This window comes from Arthrobacter woluwensis, assembly GCF_030816155.1.
GTDB lineage: Bacteria > Actinomycetota > Actinomycetes > Actinomycetales > Micrococcaceae > Arthrobacter_E > Arthrobacter_E woluwensis_A.
Window position 1 is genome coordinate 2,658,599 of sequence record NZ_JAUSXR010000001.1, and the last position, 21,844, is coordinate 2,680,442.

Sequence of the window (21,844 nt, forward strand, 5' to 3'; positions counted from 1 at the left end):
GTTCCGGTGGCCAGGACCCGCAACAACTGAGCACACAACGGGAGCAGGGCAGGGTCATCCCGGAGGCGCACCCGTATCTCCACCCGTGCTCCGAGGCGCGGCCCAGGCGCCGCGATTAAGCTGGGCTTCGTGAGCACCGTGCAGACCCTCGATGACCGTCCCGGCGCGCCCCTGACAGGCCTGACACCGGATCAAGTGGCCGAACGCGTGGCGGCGGGCGCCGTCAACCGGACCGAGGACTCCACCGGGCGCAGCACCTGGCAGATCGTCCGGGCCAACGTCTTCACGCGCATCAACGCGATCTTCGCGGTCCTGGCCGCGATCGTGGTGTCCACCGGGTACTTCATCGACGCGGCGTTCGGCCTGCTGATCATCGCGAACAGCGTGGTCGGCATCATCCAGGAGATCCGGGCGAAGCGCACCCTGGACCGCCTGGCGATCGTCGGGCAGGCGAAGCCCCGTGTCCGCCGGGGCGGCGCCAGCCAGGACATCGCACCCGAGGACGTGGTCCGGGACGACCTCATCGAGCTCGGCCCCGGCGACCAGGTCATGGTGGACGGCGAGGTCCTCGAAGCGTCCAGCCTGGAGGTGGACGAGTCCCTGCTCACGGGCGAATCGGACGCCCTCGCCAAGACTCCCGGGGACGAGGTCCTCTCCGGCAGCTTCGTCTCCTCCGGTTCCGGCCTGTACCGCGCCACGAAGGTCGGCTCGGAGGCCTATGCCGCGAAGCTCTCCGCGGAGGCCAGCAAGTTCACCCTGGTGAACTCGGAACTGCGCAACGGCATCAACAAGATCCTCAAGGTCATCACCTGGCTGCTCATCCCGGCCGGCGTGCTCTCCATCTACAACCAGCTCTCCGGACATCAGGCGCTGTCCGACGCCCTGCGCGGCATGGTCGCCGCGCTGGTGCCCATGGTCCCGGAGGGCCTGGTCCTCATGACCACGATCGCCTTCGCCGTCGGCGTCATCCGCCTCGGCCGCCGCCAGTGCCTGGTCAACGAACTGCCCGCCATCGAGGGCCTGGCCCGCGTGGACGTGGTGTGCGCGGACAAGACGGGCACGCTCACGGAGAACGCCATGCGGCTGGGTTCCGTCGAGGTGCCGGGAACACTCCCCGCGGACGACGACGCCGCCACCCCCGGCGCCGACGGAGCCGCCCGCCAGCTGGCCGCCTCAGCCCTGGCGGCACTGGCGGCGAGCGACCCGCGGCCCAACGCCTCCATGGAGGCCATCCGCGAGGCCTACCCCGCCGCACCGTCCTGGGAGGTCTCCGAGACCCTGCCCTTCGCCTCCAGCCGCAAGTACAGCGGCGCGACCTTCCGGGACGACGCGGCCGCGGACGCCTCCGGCAGCTGGCTCCTCGGAGCGCCGGACGTCCTCCTGGACGCGGCCGAGGCCGCGGGCGTCACCGGACTGGAACCGTGGCGCCGCGAGACCGACCGTTTCGGCTCCACCGGCCTGCGCGTGCTGCTTCTGGCCCGCGCCCGCGAACTCGACTCCGCGACGATCCAGGCCCCCGCGGCTCTCGTGATCCTGGAACAGAAGGTCCGGGCCGAGGCGCCCGCCACGCTGGAGTACTTCGCGGAGCAGAACGTGAAGGTCAAGGTGATCTCCGGGGACAACGCCGATTCGGTCGGAGCCGTGGCCCGGTCCCTGCACCTGGCCGGGGCCGAGCGCACCGTGGACGCCCGCACCCTGGGTACCGACCCGGCCACGCTGGCGGATGAGGTGGACCGTGGGACCGTCTTCGGCCGGGTGACCCCGGATCAGAAGCGCGCCATGGTCAAGGCCTTGCAGTCCAAGGGCCACACCGTCGCCATGACCGGCGACGGCGTCAACGACGTCCTGGCCCTCAAGGACGCGGACATCGGGGTGGCCATGGGTGCCGGCAGCCCCGCCACCCGTGCCGTGGCCCAGATCGTGCTGCTCGACAACTCGTTCGCCACCCTCCCGCACGTCGTGGCCGAGGGGCGTCGGGTCATCGGCAACATCGAGCGCGTCGCCACCCTGTTCCTGACCAAGACGGTCTACTCCGTGCTGCTGGCCATTCTCGTGGGACTGCCCGGGCTGATCGGGCTGGACCAGGTGCCGTACCCGTTCCTGCCCCGCCACGTGACGATCGTGGGGTGGTTCACCATCGGCCTGCCCGCCTTCGTCCTGTCCCTCGCACCCAACCATGACCGGGCTCAGCCGGGCTTCGCCTCCCGGGTCCTGCGGCGCGCGCTGCCGGCCGGCGTCGTCGTCGGCATCGCGGCTTTCGTGTCCTATCTGATGGTGCGCGGCGATGCCGTGCCGCAGGCGCAGAGTTCGACCGCGGCCCTGCTGACCCTCATGACGATCGCCCTGTGGGTGCTCGCGATCGTCGCACGGCCGTACACCTGGTGGAAGGCACTGCTGCTGGCGGCGATGATCGGCGGGACGGTGGCCATGTTCGCGATCCCCGGGGCCCGCTCGGTGCTGCAGCTCGAGATCGGCGGACCGGCACAGCTCTGGACGGCGTTCGGGGTTGCGGCCGTGGGCATCGTGCTGGTGGAGATCGCCTGGTGGTTCGGCAACCGGAAGACCCGCGCCACAGCCTGACCCCCTCCCTTCCCTCACGCGAACCGCCAGTGGTGGCCCGTATCCACCCCGGACACGGGCCACCACTGGCGGTTCGCGCGCTGCGTGCTGTGGAAGGTACAGCCGCGCACTTCTGTTCGGGTGGTTGCCGGAAGATGTACAGACAAGTCACCGTGGGTTCACCGGGGCCTTCTAGCGTGGGAGGTCCCAACCCCTCACGGAAGGCATTCGCATGACGTCGCTACCTCCCGCTTCCCCGGACGACAACCCCACTCCCGGCACCACCGGCCTCTCCCGCCGCGGCTTCCTCGGCGCTACCGCCGCCGCCACCGCGCTGGCCGCGGCGGGCTCCCTGCTCCCGCCGTCGGTGCAGGCCGCCATGGCCCGTCCCGTCAGCCCGGGCGGCCTGAAGTCCATCAAGCACGTGGTGATCCTGATGCAGGAGAACCGCTCCTTCGACCACTACTTCGGCTCGCTGCGCGGTGTGCGCGGCTACGGCGACCGGTCGATCACCCGCCTGCCCAACGGCAAGAGCATGTATGAACAAGCCCGCCCCACCGGCGAGACAGTCCTGCCGTTCTCGCTCCGCAAGGCCGCGGAGCTCGCCGGCCGGCCGGATTCGGACATCCAGTACCTCGGCGCCCTGGACCACTCATTCGCCGGCACCACCAAGGCCTGGAACAACGGTTGGTGCGACCAGTGGATCCCCGCCAAGGGCCCGTCCACCATGACGTTTTACGAGCGCGCCGACATCCCGCTGCAATACGAACTCGCGGACACCTTCACCATCTGCGACGCGTACCACTGCTCCGTGAACGGCTCCACCAACCCCAACCGCACCTACCTCTGGAGCGGCACCACGGGCTTCGAACCCGGCTCCACGCAGCGCGCCGTCACCAATGCGGCGTACGACTACGCGCACGGCGGCTACGACTGGACCACCTACCCCGAGCGCCTCGAGAAGGCCGGGGTCTCCTGGCGGATCTACCAGGACTGGGACAACTTCACGGACAACGCCGTCGAGTACTTCCAGACCTTCAAGAAGATCGGGCGCACCATGCTCGCGGCCGTGGACGGGAACTTCCGCACCACCGAGGAGTTCTACGACTCCCTGCACGGCAAGACCCCCGCCGAACAGGACCGTCTGCTGGCACAGCTCGACGCCGGGCGCGCCCGCCTGAGCAAGGCCGACCAGGCCCTGTTCGACAAGGCCATGCACCGCGGCCGCCCGGACACGCTCCTGGAGCGCTTCGCCGCGGACATCACCGGCCGCACGCTCCCGAAGGTCAGCTGGCTGGTCCCGTCCGCCGCCGACTCGGAACACCCCAGTTCCTCCACGCCCGTGGGCAGCGCGAACTTCGTCTACCGGATGCTGGACATCGTCGCCAGCGACCCGGAGACCTGGGACAGCACCGCGATCTTCCTGAACTTCGACGAGAACGACGGCTACTTCGACCACGTCCCGCCGCCCGTCCAGCCCCGACCGGCCTCGGGCGAGTCGACCGACTGGACCACGGCCCGCCCCATCGGCCTAGGCCCGCGTGTGCCCATGACCGTGGTCTCCCCCTGGACCATCGGCGGGCACGTCAGCTCCGAGGTTTTCGACCACACCTCCGTGCTGCGGTTCCTGGAACAGTGGACGGGCGTGCAGGAACCGAACATCTCGGCGTGGCGCCGCGAGGTCTGCGGTGACCTCACGGGCGTCTTCGACTTCACGGCGGGCGGCACCCCGCCGCAGCTCGATCACCCGGCGCCCGTCCCCGCCGCCGTGGGCCGCTGGCACCCGGTTCCCCCGGTCGCGCAGGTGGCCCCGATCCAGGAACGCGGCGCCCGCCCGGCGCGGCCTCTCCCCTACCGGCCGCGCGTCGCCGTTTCGCTGCACGACGACGGCGTCGAGCTGTCGCTGCGCAACACCGGGACCCGCTCCACGCACTTCACCGTGTACGGCTATGCGGGTGAGGTCACCGAGCCGCGGCACGTGGACGTGAAGTCCGCGGAGACCGTCCGCCTTCCCGCGCCGAACGGCCGCGTCGACCTGATCGTCACCGGCCCGAACCGCTTCCAGTACGAGCTCAAGGGCACGACGGCGGGTGCCGCGGCCGGCGTCGACGTCTCCGTGGATCGCCGCACGGGCGACTCGCTGCACCTGGAGCTGCGGAACAACGGGACCGCCGCGGTGACGCTGCGCCTGACCTCGCTGCAGTACCGGGACCGGACCACCACGGTGCGCCTCAAGCCGGGGGCGCGCAAGCCGCTCGGCTGGGAGACGAAGAACGGCTGGTACGACGTCGAGATCACGGCCGAGCAGGACCCGACGTTCCGCCGTCGCCTGACCGGCTGCGAGGAGAACGGCCGGCCCGGCATCTCCGGCTAGTCCCGGCTCCGGCCCGAACCGCCGGTCGAGCGCCGTTCCCTGTCGGGGCGCGACGCTCGGCTGGCGTTTCGCTGTTGGACGGATCCGGAGAGCTGATTCGACGGGACTTCAGCCCATGCTCCGGGCTCGTCCGATGAGGCCTTGCAAGTACAGCGCCCGTCGGAGAATCTCGGCACGCTCCGCGGCTGAATGCACCGGCACCTGCTCGGTGTACGAGTAGCCACCGGACTGGATGTGGACGGCCACGAAACCACTGACGCGCGTCTCTTTGGCGAAGAGGAACAGCAGGCTCAGAAGGAAGAACCAGATGAAGAGAACGACCATCACGATCGCCCAGGCAGGGGTGTGCGTGGTGGTGGATGTCTGGTCGGTGGTAGTCACGTTGACCTGAGCAAGGGGCCACGCGCCGGCCGGAGTCACGACCGCTTGGTCGGTGACATGCACGTTCCCGATGCTGACAAGATGCACCGGTTCACGCATCGGCGGCCCCTGTGGCTGCATTTCCATACTCATGGTCTGGTCATCCTCTCGCGGTTCGGGTTCTACCCAGGACGGGCTGTCGTTCCTGGGACGCGCACCGCTGGAACTCCGACCAGTTCGGCGCTCGGAAGGTCCTGCAGCGCGGCACAGGGTCGAGAGTATCGGCGGCTTGCCCGCCGAATTTTCCGGAATTCTCCGGCCTGTCAGTGCTGGTGACAAGCCAGTCGAACAGGGCTGTGGAGGTGTCGAGAGAGCCACCCCTACTTGTCCGACATTTGCATATTCGTCTTCCATTCATCCGGAAGCCGCGAGATCGTCACCCACCGCCGGTTGTGTGGTTCTGCCCGTCGGAACTCCGCAAGGAGTGATCGAGACTTCCGAAAACTGAAAGGTGCACGTGACGACTGCAGCGAAATCGTCAGATCGAGCGCGAACTGCCCCACCACGTCCGAGCGTTCACCGACACCATCTCGAAGGATTCTCGGTTCCGCCGGAGGTCGCTGCGAGCAGGAAGCCCCGATGATCGGAGCCGGAGGTCTCGCCATCGTCCTGAGCCTCGGATCGGCCATGGCGGCCGCTGTGGAGAAGATCTGGCACCGGTCGAATCTGCGGGAGGTGGCCGTCACCGAGGGATACACATTCGTCTTCCAACTCACGTGCTTCGCCCTGTCGATTCCGCTGGGGATCATCGGCGCACTGAGGAGTCACCTGTCCTGGGAGTCTTTAGCGGCTTCCGCCGTCGCCGGTCTTTTCTGGGGCGCATACGCTTGGTTCAGCAACCGCGCAGACGCGAAGCTGGAAGTCGCCATCTCCACGACAGTCAGTCGATTCCGGATATTCCTGACCTGGGGCTTTGGGATCTTCGTGCTGAGTGAACAATCGACACCTCTGCAACTCGTGGGAGGTGTCCTCGTTGCTGTGGCTCCAGCGCTCATCTATGTGACCGGCCGTGGTCAGAAGAAACCTTCCCTCCTCGGCTTGGGCTATGCCATCGGCGGTTCGGTGTGTTCGGTCTGCGCGATGTTGTGTGACAAAGTCGCGATCGATCATGGTTTTGATCCATTGCTTACGACCTGCGTGTCCTTCGGCAATGGGGCCTTGCTCATGGTTCCTCTGGCCTTCCGCGTCCGCAGTTCGGGGAAGGGGCTCAGCTTGCCGGTCAGCATCGGGCGACTGGTGGTGGTCGCCTGCGTCAGTGTCTTCAGTTACATCTTGCTGATGGTCGCATTCCAGCACGGCGAATACAGCACCGTGATGCCCGTGTACTACGTGTCGCCGGTCATCGCGACCATACTTGCGATGATGTTCCTGCGAGAACGGGACTCTGCGGTGACGAGGCTGCTTGCTGTTTGTATCGCCACTGTAGGTGTCTGTCTCATCGCCGGGTCTTGATTGCGTGCGGAGATTTCACGATCGCTGCAGGCGGAGAACCGAACTACCGGCCCTCGCGAAACGCCGGTCGAGCGCAGTTCCCTTTCGGGGCGCGGCGCTCGACCGGCGTCCTGTGCGGTGAGAGGGACGGGACGTCCGTGTCAGGCGGGCAGGCCCGTGGTCGATGTGATGTGGTCCGGGATTTCCTTCATGGTATGAAGGCGGATCGAACGCTTCCGACCTAGGCGACGGGCCGGGTATCACCTCATGAGGTATATATCCATGGGTTGCCTGAGCTGGCTCTGCTGATCCTTGGGAATCCATGCACCGGTGGGGTCGCAGGGCCCAGTGTTATCGCTGTCGGTGTTCCCTGCTGCATCTGGATTACATTTCGCCGTCGGGAAGCCTGCATACCGCATGACGTAGCGGGCGCCAGCGTCAGTCCCCGACGCCACGCTGAAGTCAGATCCGTCTTCTGCGATCTGCCAAGCCATGCCAGGAGGGGCGCTTCCGGACTCGCCAGGCCGAACAGTGAAGCCGGAGTATTTAGAGGTTGTTGCCCCTTCGTTCTTCACCTCGAGCGATGCTTCGTCTATGAGGAAGGTCCCGCTTTTCCATCCGTAGGTGTAGGGGATGGCGAGTAGACCCGCGGGCGCGTTGGTGCTGGCTTGCCCGATGTCGACCGGAAATGCCATCGTTCCCGGACCTATCGGGGCCCAGCGCCCGTAGTGGTTGGTCAGCTGGGTCCGCTGCCATCCGGTGCTTTGGCTGGGCCGCGCGGCGAAGAATTGTGTACTCCCTGGTCCGTCGTCGAAGGTCTCCTCAGATGCTCTCTCATCGGTGACGTCGAAGCGGGTGTACCCAATCACTGGCCTGTTTTGCCGATCGAATCCAATGGAAACGAGTCCCGTGGCCACACCGTTGAAGGAACCTATTTGGTCAACGATCGTTGCAGTGTCGGTTTTCGAGAGGGGATCCATGGTGCCGTCTGCCCGCGGCCCTGCCACTTTGGTTCCATCCGCCCCGTACCAGGTGACGAAGTCATCGCTGACCGCGTAGGACACGAAGCCGTTGGCGCCGGCTTTCATTTCTGACCGCCAGGTCCATGCCAGGTGCCATCTGCCGTCTGGGCCGCGGAGCGGTCGCCCATGATTGGCGGGATAGGCACTTCCTCCCGTGGAGTCAAAGAGAGGGCCTTGCGGGGCAATCCAATTCCCACTCTGGTAACGGTTGTACCGCCATTCTCCGGCTCCACTGACTCCGCTTCGGTATCCGAAGTACAGGGTGCCCGCCACATCGAAGAACACCGGATAGGTCACCTGCGATTCTGGAGCGCCTGCCGCCATAGGGGTGGTCCTGGTCATTGTGCGGATGTTACCTAGCTGCGTCGACTTGAAGTAGTACATCGGGGTTGCATGCATCGAAGCGGCAAGATGGATCATTCCGTCGCTGCTGACAGCTAGTGCGATGTTGTTGTGTGCGTCGTAATGATCGAGTTGAGCGGAATCAACTTCTATGTAGTCGAATTGCCCCCATTGGCCGGCCGACATCGTTCGTTTGGCCAGAGCCAGTCGTCGGTTCTGGTTGTAGTACGCAACGTACTGGTCTTGTTCGCTCCCATCAGGACCTTTCACCGTGTATAGCGCCTGTGGGACGGGTGACATTGATTCGTTCTTCTCAGGCAGCCTCCACCCTCCCGGAGGTGTCGAAGCTGTTGGCACGGCAGGCGAGCCCGCGTAGCCGCTGAGGAACCGGGCGGTAGAGACAGGGTCGACTGTCCAGGTGGATCGCGCTGGATTGGCCGGATCGGGAATCTGGCGGATCGCGGGCGGATCGGCTGGGCGTGATGAGTCAGGCGAGGACAGCTCCACAGCGTCAAACGCAACATCGGAACTCTGAGCGACTAATCCCAGCGAACCTTCCAATGAGCGTGTGCCTTTCAGCGTTACCGTGCGAGGTGGGACGACCTGTACCCCGTCGCGGGACACCGCAAACCTGATCATGCGCGCCGGATCTGAAGCAGCTCGCCAAACGCTCAATTTGTACTTCGCATTCGGCGTTACAGAGAACGTACTATCGGCACAGTCCGAGGCGATGTCGCAAGCCGCCTCTTCCTTCATCACCGCTGCGCTGCCATACCCGTCTTCACGGGTTTCAATCCAGCGCCATCCGAACCCAGGTGCGAGTTGGAACGCGAAGTACTGTTCGTACCAGTTCTTTTGAGTTCCGGGGGCCCCGTAGAGGAATGCGCCACTCCAACGGCTTCCTGCAGCTGGCTTCAGGTCTACGGAGAATTGAAAATCCGTTCCGCTCGCCCACCGACCCGGCAACGCGGACAGAAGTCCTCGTCCGCGGCCCGCGTAAATTTCGTCGAGTGATGCCACTTTCGCAAGTCCGTCGCGGATCGACCAGTCCCCTCGAAACTCCTGCCAAGTGCCGGCGAGTTCCTGCCCAGGAAGCGTTGCGTCAGGTCCCTCGGGTCCAACACCTGCCGCACCTCGCAGGAAGTCATCTCGGAAGACGATTCCGTTGGTTGCGGCACGAAAATCATCAAAAGAGGCATCGGAGCCCTGCGAAAACAACACCGCATGGCTCTCCCAGAGCACCTATTGATGAGATATCAGGGGCAGTCACACTCTTAGTGACCAGCGGATTTCCGTTTTGCGTGATCGAGAGATCAATGCGACCATCGCGGTGGCTTCGGAGCGTCAATATTGCGGCTCGGGATGAATCGAAGTTCGCCAGTTCTCCCGTGAGGGCGATGCCCGATTCATCAAGGACTCTCGTCGGCTCGGAACCAGTCGTAGTCTTCACGACATCCCACATCGCCGGCGTTGGAGTGGAATAGCCCGTCGCCGGCGGAGTTACTCTGAGGACGAAACTTGTTCCGGCCCCCGCAGCTCGCACTCCGATTCCATGCCAACGCCGGAAGGGACTGGCTGCGGGAAGCACCGCCGCACTGACGACAGAGTCCGTTCCCAGGCTGAGGGCGTTGAGTTCTGCAGTGTTGGGCGCTCCAGCGGCCGCCCAGAGGGAACGTAATGATCCTCCGGCTGCGGACCAGCTCCCCTGCGTTTCCCAGTCCGATGGGTCGTGCCCATCGCTCTGGGTATACGATTCAGTGGCCGCGTCTCCATGCGAATCAATTTCAACATCGTCGGCGCGAATCGTACCTCGCATACTAGCCAGCCCTGCTCGCCCACCGACCGTCATCTGATATAGCGGAATAGAGAGATTCCTCTCGATCAAGACTTGAGCTGTGTCTGCACGAGAAATCTGCACTTCATAGCTGCCGTTGATCCCACCGGTCAGTTTGAGTCGTAACGTTTCACTTCCGGTCATTCCCGGAATGCTCCCGCTCGCTAAGGGTGTTTCATCGGCTGCGCCGTTCCTGACGTGCAGGAATTGCCACCATCCTCCTTGGGGTCCCTGCTTCACCCTTAGGGAGAGATAGTCGTAGATGCCGCCGCCATGGTCCGTGCTGGCATTCGCCACTATTCCGTTCCAGTCACTGACCGATGCATCTTTGGTTCCAACTGTGGCAGCGACCGTGAACTGATCGGCGAGGGGCGCCCCTTTCCGTAGCAAGAGACCGGCATCGGTCCCGCGAGTCGCTGAAGGGTCCAAGGACGCGAGCCGGACAGTTCCATCAGAATCCACCAACCATGATCGTCGAGCCTGAGTCCATCCCGGGATCACTGGGCCAGCAACGTCAAAGCTATCGACCTGAGGCCCGGCAGCTTCTACATTCGTCTGCGTGGAAACGACAAGGACGACGGCAATGCTCGCCGCGGAAAGCGCCTGAACAAAGCGTTGCGCCCGTATTCCTGATCCGAAACTCAGCATATTCTCCCCCAAATCGACGCTGACCGTCTCGGACAAAGAGTAACCCGTCTCCACCCCGCAATACACATCCCTATGCATGCGTCGGAAACGACCGATTGTGACTCACCTCGCCGTCGACAAACCTCCGCCTGGACGGACGCTATAACCTCAGGACTTTTCAAGGAGCCCTCGCCTGAACCGAATGATGGTGGCACGGCGGAGCTCGCTCTGATCACGCCGTTATCATCGGCTCGGCCGGGGCCGGGCGGAACGTCCGGTAGTGCGTGAGCCTGACGGCGACGCCGTGAGACCACCCGCGGTGCCGATCGACCCACCATGTCGCAACCCGCACTCTCCCGTTCCGGGCGTGTCTCCACCTCGTCTGCTTGGCTGGTCGGTATGAGTCAGAGATTCCTCCGCTACCAGTCCCCGGTGCCCGACAGCACGGGGATCCATCTGGGGATCTTCGCGCTGGCCAATCGGCTGGCGAAGCAGGGCCACCTCAGTCCTGAGGACTGGACGTCCTGGCGCAGCGCCAATGACTACTACGACGCCGCCTATCCGACCCCGGCGAAGTCGGTCTACGATCCCGTCGCGAATCCGGCGGCCCAGGCCTGGTTCAAGTCCACCGCCGAACACCTGCTGGCCAGGGTCGACTTCTACGTCGACCTCCTGCGCCGCTACGACGTCGCCTGCGAGCTGTTCCACTCGGACGATCCCGGCCGGGTCGTCTACGAGGACGACGTCCAGATCGTCGTCGTGCCGCAGAAGGCGGTTTCCCCAGAGCCGCCGTCCGAGGCGGCCGCGCTCTCAGCCCGGTGAGGTTCTCTGCTGACAGCAGAGAACCTCCTGCCCGGCGACCCGCCGTCCTACGATGAAGCATGGCCGAGAATCCCTTCCGCGAACAGCGCTCCGAAGCCCCCGACGTCGTCGCTCACCTCTCGCCAGTGAGCCCCCTGAGGCGGGAGCCTCTGTGGCGTCACCTCCTCGGCGGGTCGCTGCGCCGGCGGCGGACCGAGCGGGGTGAAACCCTCGAGACAGTTGCCGCGCGGGCCGGCGTCTCGACGCAGTACCTGTCCGAGATCGAGCGTGGCCGCAAGGAGCCGTCGAGCGAGATCATCGCCGTCGTGGCCCGTGCCCTGGACGTCACCCTCGTGGATCTCACCCTCGATGTGGCGCAGACCCTCACGGTCGAGCGTCCCGTGGCGGAGCAGAGCATGGCCGGCCCGACCTGCTTCGCGCTGGCCGCCTGATCCCTGACCCCGGCGCGGCCCTGCTCAGCGTTTCGTGATCACGAGGTCCAGCAGGCCGTAGTCGCGCGCCGCCTGAGCGGTGAAGGTGCGATCCCGGTCGGTGTCCCGGCGCAGGGTCTCCACGCTCTGGCCCGTGTGAAGCGCGAGCGCCTCCTCGATATCCGAGCGGATGCGGATCACCTCGTCGGCCTGCAGGATGAGGTCGGGAATCGTTCCCCGGCCCTGCGCCGCGGGCTGATGGAGCACGATGCGGGAGTGCGGAAGCGCCGCCCTCTTGCCGTCCGCGCCGGCGGCGAGCAGAACCGCCCCCACCGCGACGGCCTGCCCGACACACGTGGTCGCCACGTCCGGCTTGATGAACGTCATGGTGTCGTAGATCGCCAGCATGGCGCTCGGGTCGCCGCCCTCGCAGTTGATGTAGAGCTGGATGTCATGCTCCGGGTTCTGCGCCTCGAGATACAGCAGCTGCGCGATGAGCGCGTTGGCGACGCCGGCGTCGATCCCCGTGCCGAGGTACACCACCCGTTCGGTGAGCAGGTGCGAGTAGACGTCCATGATGCGTTCACCGCGCGGATGCTGAGCGATGACGTTCGGAATCGTGTAGCTGCTCATCGGACGGCCCCTCCCGTGGCATGCGCAAACCCTGCGGCGACGCGCGACGACGGCCGGAACTCCTCGAAGGAGCCGACCACCGCGTCGATGAAGCCGTAAGCCCTGGCCTCCTCCGCCGTGTACCAGTGGTCGTGCAGGGAGTCTTCGTGGATGCGCTCCACCGGTTGGCCGGTGTCCTGGGCGATCAGTCCGAGGACGGTGTCCCGCATATGGCGAAGATCGTCGGCCTGCAGGGCGATGTCGACCGCCGTTCCCCCGATGCCCGCCGAGCCCTGATGCATCAGGATGCGGGCGTGCGGGAGGGCTTTCCGTTTGCCCTGGGCGCCGGAGGAGAGCAGGAACTGCCCGGCGCTGCACGCGATACCGAGGGCGAGCGTGGAGACGTCGTTCGGGATGGTGCGCATGATGTCCCGGATGGCCAGCATCGCGGGAACGGAGCCGCCCGGGGAATGGATCCAGAGGGCGATGTCCGCCGACGGGTCCTCGGCGGCCAGCAGCATCAGCTGGGTGGCGAGCACGGTGCCGTTGTCGTCATCGAGGACGCCATCCAGCACCAGGACACGGCGCTCGAAGAACTCGCGCCGCATGGATTCGGAAAAGAGAGCTTGTTTCGGAGCATCAGTCATGAAGCCATCGTCACCCTGCGCGCCCCGGCCGTGGGCCCTTCTCTGCCACGGGCAGAGCAGCCCACAGCAGAGAGGTCCCGGTCACCTGACGATCTGGCTGAGGGCGAGCACGCCGCCCTGGGGGTCCGCGATCAGAGCGTTCCGAAAGCCCGGCGCATCGACCGGAGGCATGAGCACGGACCCGCCGAGCTCGACGACCCTGCGCGCGATGTCATCCGCGTCGGCGACCTGCACATTGATCGCCCAGTGCGTCGGCACGCCGGAGGCAGCGGGGGTTTCCGTGGCCACGGCGACCACGTCGTCGGGAAGGTCCGGGTCGGCGGCCTTGCGCGTGCTGCCGTCCAGGCGCCACAAGGCGAGCGCCGAACCGGGCACTGGCTCCATCCGCCACCCGAAGACCGCGGCGTAGAACGCGCCGGCCGCCTCGACGTCGGGGGTGTGCAGTGCGCTCATCTGCCAGGCGTTGGGGACGTCGACGGCTTCGCTCATGATCGGGGCGCTGCCTTCGCGTGCTCCGAACGCGGCGCCGGCCGGGTCCGTGAACAGCGCCGTGCGTTCACCCTCCCGGACCTCCTGGGGCCCGGCGAGCACCGTGCCTCCGGCTTCCTGGACGGCGTCGACGGTCGCATCCAGGTCAGTCACCAGCACGTACATCACCCAGGCGCCCCGGTCGAGGATCGGCGGTGCCTGCGCGACGCCGGCCACACGTCGCCCGTCGAGGCGCGCGACGCGGGAGCCGTTCGGTCCCGCCACATCAAACGTCCAGCCGAACAGCTCACCGTAGAAGGACGCTGCGGATTCCGGGTCAGGCTGAAGCGTCTCGACCCAGCAGGGCGACCCTGCGGGAAATGAAGGGGTGCCGGTCATGCCATGAGCTCCTCACCTGTAGGACATCGTTGTTCCAGAAACTGCCGCAGGCGGACCCGCGGTTCCTCACTGCCCTGGACCATATCGGGCCTTAACCGGACGACGTGCCAGTCCAGCTCAACGCTCCGGCCGGCTGAGGCTCTCTTCAGGCGGGCAACGACGGAATATCGTGGCCCGCCTGAAGAGCTAACTGAGAGTTACCGGTCGCCCTCTCACTTCTGTCGCGACTTAGGGTCCTGACGGAGGAAAGGTATGGAAACTACCGTTGCTGCAAGAAACAGACAGGCAAGCACGAAGAGCACGGGTTCGAAAGAACCCAGAAATCCGGTACCTTCCGGGTCCCAGAACAGGGCCCCAATATGATTCGCGGCGATGGTTGCGAAAGCGACTACGGCCAACGATCCGATGATGACTCGTGCTTTCCTCAAAGTGGCCAGCATGTCCATGTCACCCAACTGTAGTTGAACTGCGCACCATTCCCGCCGACATTGCACAAGGATCCACGCAGCAAGAGCGGGTCTTGTTTCCTTCGATTGATTCAGCACTGTTGAGCACCGCTGAGACGTGAAATGGCCCATTCCTCGGCTGGCCGCTCCCCCAACGCACAACGCCGGTCGAGCACGGCTCCGTGAGGGGCCATCGTGCTCGACCGGCGCTTTGTGCCGGAGTCCCGGGAAATCAGAGCTGCGCGAAGGCCTGCTCCAGGTCCGCCAGGAGATCCTCGACGTCCTCGATGCCGCAGGAAAGACGCAGTAGGTTGTCGGGAACGGCAAGCTCGGTGCCCTTGACCGAGGCGTGGGTCATCTCCGCCGGGTAGTTCATGAGGGACTCGATGCCGCCCAGGGACTCGGCCAGCGTGAACACCCGGGTGGACTCGGCCACCTTGCGGGCTGCCTCGGCGCCGCCCTTGAACTGCACGGACACCATGCCACCGAAGCCGCGCATCTGCTTCGCCGCGAGTTCGTGACCGGGGTGGTCGGGCAGGCCCGGGTACAGCACAGCCTCCACTTCGGGCCGGGTCAGCAGCCACTCGGCCACAGCCTGTCCGTTCTGGCAGTGACGATCCATGCGCACGCCCAGGGTCTTCAAACCGCGGGTGGTGAGGAACGCGTCCATGGGGCCGGAGACGCCACCGGCGGCGAACTGCAGGAACTGCACCTTCTGCGCCAGTTCCTCGTCGTTGAGCACCACGGCGCCGCCCACCACATCGGAGTGTCCACCGATGTACTTGGTGGTCGAGTGGATGACGATGTCGGCACCCAGCGCCAGCGGGTTCTGCAGGTACGGCGAGGCGAAGGTGTTGTCCACCACCAGGAGGGCCCCGGCGTCGTGGGCGATGTCCGCGAGCGCGGCGATGTCGCTGATGCGCATCATGGGGTTCGACGGCGTCTCGACCCAGAGCAGGCGGGTCTGGTGATCGCGCACGGCCTGAGCGGTGGCTTCCAGATCGGCCAGGTTCACGGCGGTGTTGCCGATGCCCCAGTCCCCGTGGATGCGGGAGATCAGACGGTACGTGCCACCGTAGGCATCGTTGCCCAGCACGATGTGGTCCCCCGGGCGGCAGAGGGCCCGGATCAGGGCGTCCTCCGCAGCCAGGCCGGACCCGAAGGAGTAGGCGTACTTCCCGCCCTCCACCGCGGCGAGCTGCTCCTGGAGCGCGTCACGGGTGGGGTTGCCACCGCGGCCGTACTCGTAGCCGTCGCGCAGGCCGCCGATGCCGTCCTGGGCGTAGGTGGAGGAGAAATGCAGAGGCGGGACCACGGCGCCGGTCCGGGGTTCGAAGGCCTGGCCGGCGTGAACTGCGGTGGTGTTGAACCCCGCGGTGCGGTCAGCTGCGTGGGACATGGTGTTTCCCTTCCATGAGGCGTGTGCCGGTGGGCGTTAGTTGCTGAGGTAGGCGAGGAGATCGTGACGGGTCACGATGCCCACGGGCGCTCCGACGAAGGTCACCATGATGGTGTCCGACTCGGAGAGCAGGGCGCGGGCCGCGGAGATGGACTCGAGGGAGCCGATCACGGGCAGCTTCTCCCCCATGTGGTCCGCGATCTTGTCCGTCATCTTGGCTTCGCCGCGGAAGAGCTTGCTGGTCAGGGTGCGTTCGTCCACGGATCCCAGGACCTCGCCCATCACCACGGGCGGTTCGGCGGACAGCACGGGAATGTGGTCCACCCCGTATTCGTTCATGATGTTGATGACGTCGCGGACGGATTCGTTGGGGTGGATGTGGACCAGGTCCGGCAGGGATCCGTTCTTCCCTTCCAGCACGGCGCCCACGGTGTCCTCTTCGGCGCCCGGGAGGAAGCCGTAGGACCGCATCCACTGGTCGTTGAAGATCTTGGCGAGGTAGCCACGCCCGGAGTCCGGGAGGATCACCACGACCACGGCCTCCTTCGGGAGATCCTTCGCCGCACGCAGCGCCGCGACCACGGCCATGCCGCTGGAACCGCCCACCAACAGGCCCTCTTCACGGGCGAGCCGGCGGGTCATGGCGAAGGAGTCGGCATCCGAGACGGCGATGACCTCGTCCGGCACGGACTTGTCATAATTGCCGGGCCACATGTCCTCGCCCACGCCCTCGACGAAGTACGGGCGTCCGGTGCCACCGGAGTAGACGGAGCCCTCCGGGTCCGCGCCGATGACCTTGACCTGGCCACCTTCGGATCCGGGACGGTCCGCGGAGACCTCTTTGAGGTACCGGCCGGTGCCGGTGATGGTGCCGCCGGTGCCCGCGCCGATCACCACGTGGGTGATCTTGCCGTCGGTGTCCTGCCAGATCTCAGGACCGGTGGACTCGTAGTGGCTGCCGGGGGCGGCCGGGTTGGAGAACTGGTCCGGCTTATAGGCGCCGGGGATCTCGCGGACCAGACGGTCCGAGACCCCGTAGTAGCTCTGCGGGCTGTCCGGGGCCACGGAGGTGGGGGTCACCACGACTTCGGCGCCGTACGCCTGCAGCACGGCACGCTTGTCCTCGCCCACCTTGTCCGGGACCACGAAGATGCACTTGTAGCCCTTCTGCTGAGCCACGAGCGCCAGGCCCACACCCGTGTTGCCGCTGGTTGGCTCCACGATGGTGCCACCGGGCTGGAGCTTGCCGCTCGCCTCCGCATCCGCGACCATCTTCGCCGCGATGCGGTCCTTGATGGACCCGCCGGGGTTGAGGTATTCGAGCTTGACCAGGACGGTGGCTTCGATGCCTTCGGTCACGTGGTTGAGCTTGATGAGGGGCGTGTTGCCGATCAGGTCCAGGACGGACTCCGCGTACTTCATGGCATCAACTCTATCCGCTGGCACTGACAGCGTGGGGGCGTCAGGAGGGATGTGGAAATCCAAGGTCACGCGGGCCTGTGGAAAGGCCCCGGGAGGGATTCAGGCCCCCGGTTCGCGCGTCGCCCGGTAGACGTGCTCGGAGAACCGGTTGAGATGATCTTCGCAACCGGAGAGTCGGCCGGAGGCCTCCTGCGCCTCCGGGAGTGCGAGGACGTCGCGCCTCTTCAGATCCCGGTACCAGCGGCGCAGCCGGTCCAGGCTCTGTTCCTCCTCTTCAAGTTCGGCGAAGGTGAATTTCTCCTTGGCGATCTCCCGGTCGATCTCCTCGGCGAATTTTCCGCAATCAGCCAGGAACTCGCGCCATTCATCCGCCCGGGCCGCCCGGAACGCGGACTCGATGAAGTCCTGCGAGGCACGGTCCCGCGGGCCGGCGTCGAACATCGCCAGGGTCCCGCCGCCGTCGGCCGCGAGCTGCGCGGCTTTCTCCAGCGCCGAGCGGAAGGGTTCGGTGGCAGGCAGCGCCCAGGTGCTCTGCGAGATGAGGACGGCTCCGGCACGGCGCAGCTCACGCCAGACCGCCACCCGGTGCCGCGATGGTTCGGCCGGGACCTGGACGACGGCAAGAACCCATTCGATCTCTGCACCCATGCCTTGGACCGTAACACCTGACGAGCCCTGACCGCTCACTGCAGACACCTGATCATTTGTAACACCTGTTACATTGGATGGTGTGACGGCATCGAAAGACACAGCCCGCCCCCTCGTCCCCCTCTACCTGGCGGGCTTCACCTCCGCCTTCGGAGCGCATGGAGTGGCCTCGGTCCTGGGCGCGGAATCGGCCGATCTGGGACTGACCCTCCTGGGGCTCGGGGCGGTCCTGGCGCTGTACGACCTGGCCGAGGTCGTCCTGAAGCCGGTCTTCGGGGCCCTCAGCGACCGGATCGGCGCGAAGCCGGTGATCATCGGCGGCCTGATCGCCTTCGCCGCGGCGTCCCTCCTGGCCTTGCTCAGCGCCTCCCCCGCCATGCTGGCCCTCGCCCGGCTGGGGCAGGGCGCGGCCGCGTCGGCGTTCTCCCCGGCGTCGTCGGCCGCGGTCGCACGACTGGCCGGCAAGGAACGGCTCGGCCGGTACTTCGGACGGTACGGCGCCTGGAAAAGCCTGGGGTATGTGCTGGGTCCGTTGATCGGAATCGCCCTCACCGGATGGTTCGGGATCCAGTCCCTCTATCTGGCTCTCGCACTCTTCGCCCTGGCCGCGACCGCCTGGGTGAGCCGCGGCCTTCCGGCGCTGCCCCCGGCGCCCCGGCAACGCTCGACCCTCCGGGATCTGGCACGACAGATGACGGCGCGCGGCTTCCTGCTGCCCACCCTGCTGATGGCCATGACCACCGCCGTTCTCGGCGTCGCGGTCGGTTTCCTGCCCCTGCTGGCCGTCCGGCTGGAGCTTCATCCCCTGACCGGCGCCGCCGCGGTGGCCCTGCTCGCTCTGACCTCGACCGCCGTGCAACCGGTCATCGGACGCCTGCACGACGAAGGGCGGCTCCGGACCGCCACCGGCAGCGCCGTCGGCATGGCCCTGGCCGCCGCCGGCCTCACCCTTCTCGCCCTCTGGCCGAACGCCGCCACGCTCTTCGCTGCGACCCTGGCATTCGGCGCGATGGCCGGCACGCTGACGCCGCTCGCCTTCGCGCACCTCGCCGCGACGACCCCCGAGGAGCGGATGGGCCGGACGATGGGCAGCGCCGAAATGGGACGCGAACTCGGCGACGCCGGCGGGCCTCTCCTCGTCGGCGCGCTCGCCACCGTCTGGACCCTGCCGGCCGCCCTTCTCACGCTGGCGGGCCTCAGCGCGGTCGCCGGCGCGGCAGGCTGGAGCGGTCTCCGGCGCGACGACGACGGCGACCCGCCGAGCCGCTGACCGCCCCGCCGAGCGCCGCCATCCCGCGCCGACCACCTGACCAGCGACGACGTCACCGCCCGCTCCGAAAAGGTCCCAGGAACCCGCCGAAAAGCACCCGAAACACCCCCTCCCGGAGCTTCGCCACCCCCTCCGGAAGGGGACCCGAAGTATCCACAGGCAGCCCTTCGCCCGATTGACTTAATCGAACATACTTTCGAATAATGGAGGCATGCCACTCCCGCTCAGCTCCGTCTCCACCGCCTCCGCGGAGGACGGTCTGCGCGCGCTCCAGGAACGCATCCACGTGATGCAGGGCAGGGGCAACAGGGAGGGCTCTCACCCCGTGATTCCGGGGTTTCGAAGGCTTTTCCCCTCTGGGCTGAAGGGCGGTGCGGCGTATTCGCTCGAGACCCCTCTTTCCGTGGCCATGGCTCTGCTCGCCGGGCCGTCCGCGAACGGCCAGTGGTGCGGCGCGGCGGGCATCCCCGACTTCGGCGCCGAGGCCGCCGCGGGCTTCGGCGTCGCGCTCGAACGGTTCGTGCTGGTCCCGGACACCGGGCCGGAATGGGTCCCCGTCGTCTCGACCCTTGCGGACGTCCTTCCGGTGCTGCTGGTCCGTCCTCCCGGCCGGGTCGCCCCCGGAGACGCGGCGCGCCTCGCTTCACGTCTGCGTGAACGCGGCGGAACGCTCCTGGTCCTCGGCCCCTGGCCGCAGAGCGAGGGGCTGCTCCGGGTGCGCGGCTCGCGCTGGGAAGGCCTCGGCGACGGGCATGGTCATCTGCGGCGGCACCGGGTGGAGCTGGAACTCCAGCACCGTGGGCGCACCAGGACCACCTCCCTGGATCTCGCGTCACTGGATTCCTCCGGAAACCCGGACGGCGCCGGAACGTGGCAGGGCACCGGAGGACAGTCAGCGTCCCGGGGCCCGCACGCGTCGACGGCTCGCCGCCCTGCTCTCGTGCAAGTCTCACCATGAACGCGAGAAGACCGGATGCGGGAACACCGGGCACAGGAACACCCAGCGCGGGGACGCCGGCCGGCATCCCCCGGGCGCTCATCGTCTGGTTCCCCGACTGGCCACTCGTCGCCGCGCAGCTGGCCGAGGAGCTCCCTGAACGCGTCCCCGCGGCACTCCTGGAGAAAGGTCTCGTCGCGGTCTGTTCGTCCGAGGCCAGGGCAGCCGGCGTGGTCCGGGGCATCCGCGTCCGCGAAGCGCAGTCCCGCTGCCCCGAGCTCGTGACGCTGCATGCCGACCCTGACCGGGACTCCCGGGAGTTCGAGCCGGTCGTCACGGCTCTCGAGGCCGTGCTGCCGGGGGTGCAGATCCTCCGGTCCGGCCTGTGTGTCATCCGTGCCCGGGGCGCCGTCCGCTACTACGGGAGTGAGGAGGCCGCCGTCGGCGCCGCCCTCGAAGCTGCCGCGCAGCTGGGGCTCGAGGCGAGGGCCGGGATCGCCGATTCGGTGTTCGCGGCCGAACAGGCGGCTCGCAGCACCACGGAGCTCTCGCCGCTGTTCATCGTGAAAGAAGGAGACTCCCCCGCTTTCCTCGCCGGGATTCCGGTCACGGTTCTGGGAGAGCCCCGGCTCGTCTCCTTGCTGATCCGTCTCGGCATCCAGACTCTGGGCAGCCTCGCGGCCCTGTCATCATCGGACGTCCGGTCCCGGTTCGGCGCCGCGGGGTTCCTGGCACACGCCTGTGCCCGCGGGCGGGATCCCCGGGAGATCGTGCCACGGATCCCGCCTCCTCCCCAGGACCGGACCATCACTTTCGAACCCGGCCTGGACCGGGTGGATCAGATCGCTTTCGCCGTGCGGCCGACCGCGGAGGAATTCGTGGAACGGCTGCGCCGCCAAGGGCTCGCCTGCACCACCTTGCGAGTGAGCATCACGGACGACGCCGGGCATCGCTCCGAACGCAGCTGGGGACACCCGCATCACTTCGGCGCGGGCGACGTCGTGGACCGCATCCGCTGGCAGCTCCAGTCTTCCGGCGCTCCGGCCCCGGCACGCCGGAAGACCACCTCGGCCGACACTGCCGCCCCGGGAGCCCGGTGGAGGATGACGGGCGAAGCCCTCGGCGCCCCCATCGTCCAGATCAGGGTCATCCCGGACGCCGTGGACCTGCTGGGCCGCCGCGGACAGGCCCTGTTCGGCGGGGTGGACGAACGTCTCGACCATGGCCTCCGGCGTCTCCAGACGATGCTCGGCCATGGATCCGTGCTGCACCCCGTGCCGGGAGGCGGCCGTCTCCTGGCGGAACGCAGCCTGCTGGTGCCCTGGGGCGAGGAAGCCCCGTCCGGCACGGCAGCACGCGCGGGACGGCCCTGGCCCGGCGCCGTCCCGGATCCTTTGCCTGCCACGGTGTTCCCCGAACCCCTGCCGGTCCGCTTGCTGGACGAGCACTCGGGCACCCTGCAGGTCGGGGAACGAGGGGATCTGGCCGCGCCTCCGGCCTGGTTTTCCCCCGGTCCCCGTGCCCTGCGCCGGGCCGTCGTGGGGTGGGCCGGGCCCTGGCTGCTGCGGCAGCGCTGGTGGGATGCGGAGGAGAAACGCCAGGCCGAGCGCTTTCAGATCCTCGACAGTGAGAACGAGGCCTGGCTTCTGCTCGGCGAAAGCGGCGAGTGGTGGGCGGAAGCCCGGTACGACTGACAGCATGAGCAGGCGGGGCAGCCACTCTGAACAGCGGAAAGGAGAAGACGGTGGGCTGGAA

The 21,844-nt window shown here is 67.0% G+C and carries 16 protein-coding genes; 8 read left to right on the forward strand and 8 right to left on the reverse strand.

Annotated features, from left to right (window positions below; genetic code table 11):
- Positions 1-129: 129 nt before the first annotated feature.
- A complete protein-coding gene (locus QFZ52_RS12155; protein ID WP_307497844.1) occupies positions 130-2,580 on the forward strand; it encodes a cation-translocating P-type ATPase in 2,451 nt (816 codons plus the stop codon).
- Positions 2,581-2,791: 211 nt separating this feature from the next.
- Complete coding sequence (locus QFZ52_RS12160; RefSeq protein ID WP_307497845.1) at positions 2,792-4,933, forward strand: phosphocholine-specific phospholipase C; 2,142 nt, start codon at positions 2,792-2,794, stop codon at positions 4,931-4,933.
- Between the two features lie 108 nt (positions 4,934-5,041).
- Here QFZ52_RS12160 and QFZ52_RS12165 read toward each other — a convergent pair whose 3' ends face one another.
- Positions 5,042-5,446 (reverse strand): hypothetical protein, encoded by a 405-nt coding sequence (locus QFZ52_RS12165; protein ID WP_307497846.1) that lies wholly within the window; start codon positions 5,444-5,446, stop codon positions 5,042-5,044.
- Between the two features lie 486 nt (positions 5,447-5,932).
- Between QFZ52_RS12165 and QFZ52_RS12170 the strand changes: the two genes are divergently transcribed.
- A complete protein-coding gene (locus tag QFZ52_RS12170; RefSeq protein WP_307497847.1) occupies positions 5,933-6,805 on the forward strand; it encodes an EamA family transporter in 873 nt (290 codons plus the stop codon).
- A 239-nt stretch (positions 6,806-7,044) separates the two neighbouring features.
- Here QFZ52_RS12170 and QFZ52_RS12175 read toward each other — a convergent pair whose 3' ends face one another.
- Positions 7,045-9,390, reverse strand: a complete 2,346-nt coding sequence (locus QFZ52_RS12175; protein WP_307497848.1) for a BNR repeat-containing protein — start codon at positions 9,388-9,390, stop codon at positions 7,045-7,047.
- Between the two features lie 1,618 nt (positions 9,391-11,008).
- Here QFZ52_RS12175 and QFZ52_RS12180 point away from each other — a divergent pair.
- On the forward strand, positions 11,009-11,431 hold the full coding sequence (locus QFZ52_RS12180) for a hypothetical protein (protein WP_307497849.1): 423 nt from the start codon (positions 11,009-11,011) through the stop codon (positions 11,429-11,431).
- Positions 11,432-11,490: 59 nt separating this feature from the next.
- Complete coding sequence (locus QFZ52_RS12185) at positions 11,491-11,862, forward strand: helix-turn-helix domain-containing protein (protein ID WP_307497850.1); 372 nt, start codon at positions 11,491-11,493, stop codon at positions 11,860-11,862.
- A gap of 24 nt (positions 11,863-11,886) precedes the next feature.
- On the opposite strand, the gene QFZ52_RS12190 is transcribed toward QFZ52_RS12185, so the two are convergent.
- From QFZ52_RS12190 to QFZ52_RS12215, 6 genes are all read right to left on the reverse strand, one after another.
- Positions 11,887-12,474, reverse strand: a complete 588-nt coding sequence (locus QFZ52_RS12190; protein ID WP_307497851.1) for a ClpP family protease — start codon at positions 12,472-12,474, stop codon at positions 11,887-11,889.
- The gene (locus QFZ52_RS12195) at positions 12,471-13,100 is read right to left on the reverse strand and encodes a ClpP family protease (RefSeq protein ID WP_307497852.1); all 630 of its coding nucleotides are present in this window, start codon (positions 13,098-13,100) and stop codon (positions 12,471-12,473) included. The genes QFZ52_RS12190 and QFZ52_RS12195 overlap by 4 nt, the downstream gene beginning before the upstream one ends.
- Positions 13,101-13,181: 81 nt before the next feature.
- Entirely contained in the window at positions 13,182-13,967 is a 786-nt protein-coding gene (locus QFZ52_RS12200; protein ID WP_307497853.1) for a VOC family protein, read from the reverse strand.
- A gap of 678 nt (positions 13,968-14,645) precedes the next feature.
- Entirely contained in the window at positions 14,646-15,812 is a 1,167-nt protein-coding gene (locus QFZ52_RS12205; protein WP_307497854.1) for a cystathionine gamma-synthase, read from the reverse strand.
- Between the two features lie 36 nt (positions 15,813-15,848).
- Positions 15,849-17,234, reverse strand: coding sequence for a cystathionine beta-synthase (locus tag QFZ52_RS12210; RefSeq protein WP_307497855.1), 1,386 nt, complete (start codon positions 17,232-17,234; stop codon positions 15,849-15,851).
- 99 nt (positions 17,235-17,333) lie between these two features.
- Entirely contained in the window at positions 17,334-17,882 is a 549-nt protein-coding gene (locus tag QFZ52_RS12215) for a Chromate resistance protein ChrB (RefSeq protein WP_307497856.1), read from the reverse strand.
- 82 nt (positions 17,883-17,964) lie between these two features.
- Between QFZ52_RS12215 and QFZ52_RS12220 the strand changes: the two genes are divergently transcribed.
- The 3 genes from QFZ52_RS12220 to QFZ52_RS12230 all read left to right on the forward strand — a co-directional run bounded on the left by QFZ52_RS12220 (position 17,965) and on the right by QFZ52_RS12230 (position 21,783).
- Entirely contained in the window at positions 17,965-19,152 is a 1,188-nt protein-coding gene (locus tag QFZ52_RS12220) for an MFS transporter (RefSeq protein ID WP_307497857.1), read from the forward strand.
- Between the two features lie 211 nt (positions 19,153-19,363).
- Positions 19,364-20,110, forward strand: a complete 747-nt coding sequence (locus tag QFZ52_RS12225; protein ID WP_307497858.1) for a hypothetical protein — start codon at positions 19,364-19,366, stop codon at positions 20,108-20,110.
- Positions 20,107-21,783 (forward strand): Y-family DNA polymerase, encoded by a 1,677-nt coding sequence (locus QFZ52_RS12230; protein WP_307497859.1) that lies wholly within the window; start codon positions 20,107-20,109, stop codon positions 21,781-21,783. The genes QFZ52_RS12225 and QFZ52_RS12230 overlap by 4 nt, the downstream gene beginning before the upstream one ends.
- The last annotated feature ends 61 nt before the right edge of the window (positions 21,784-21,844 follow it).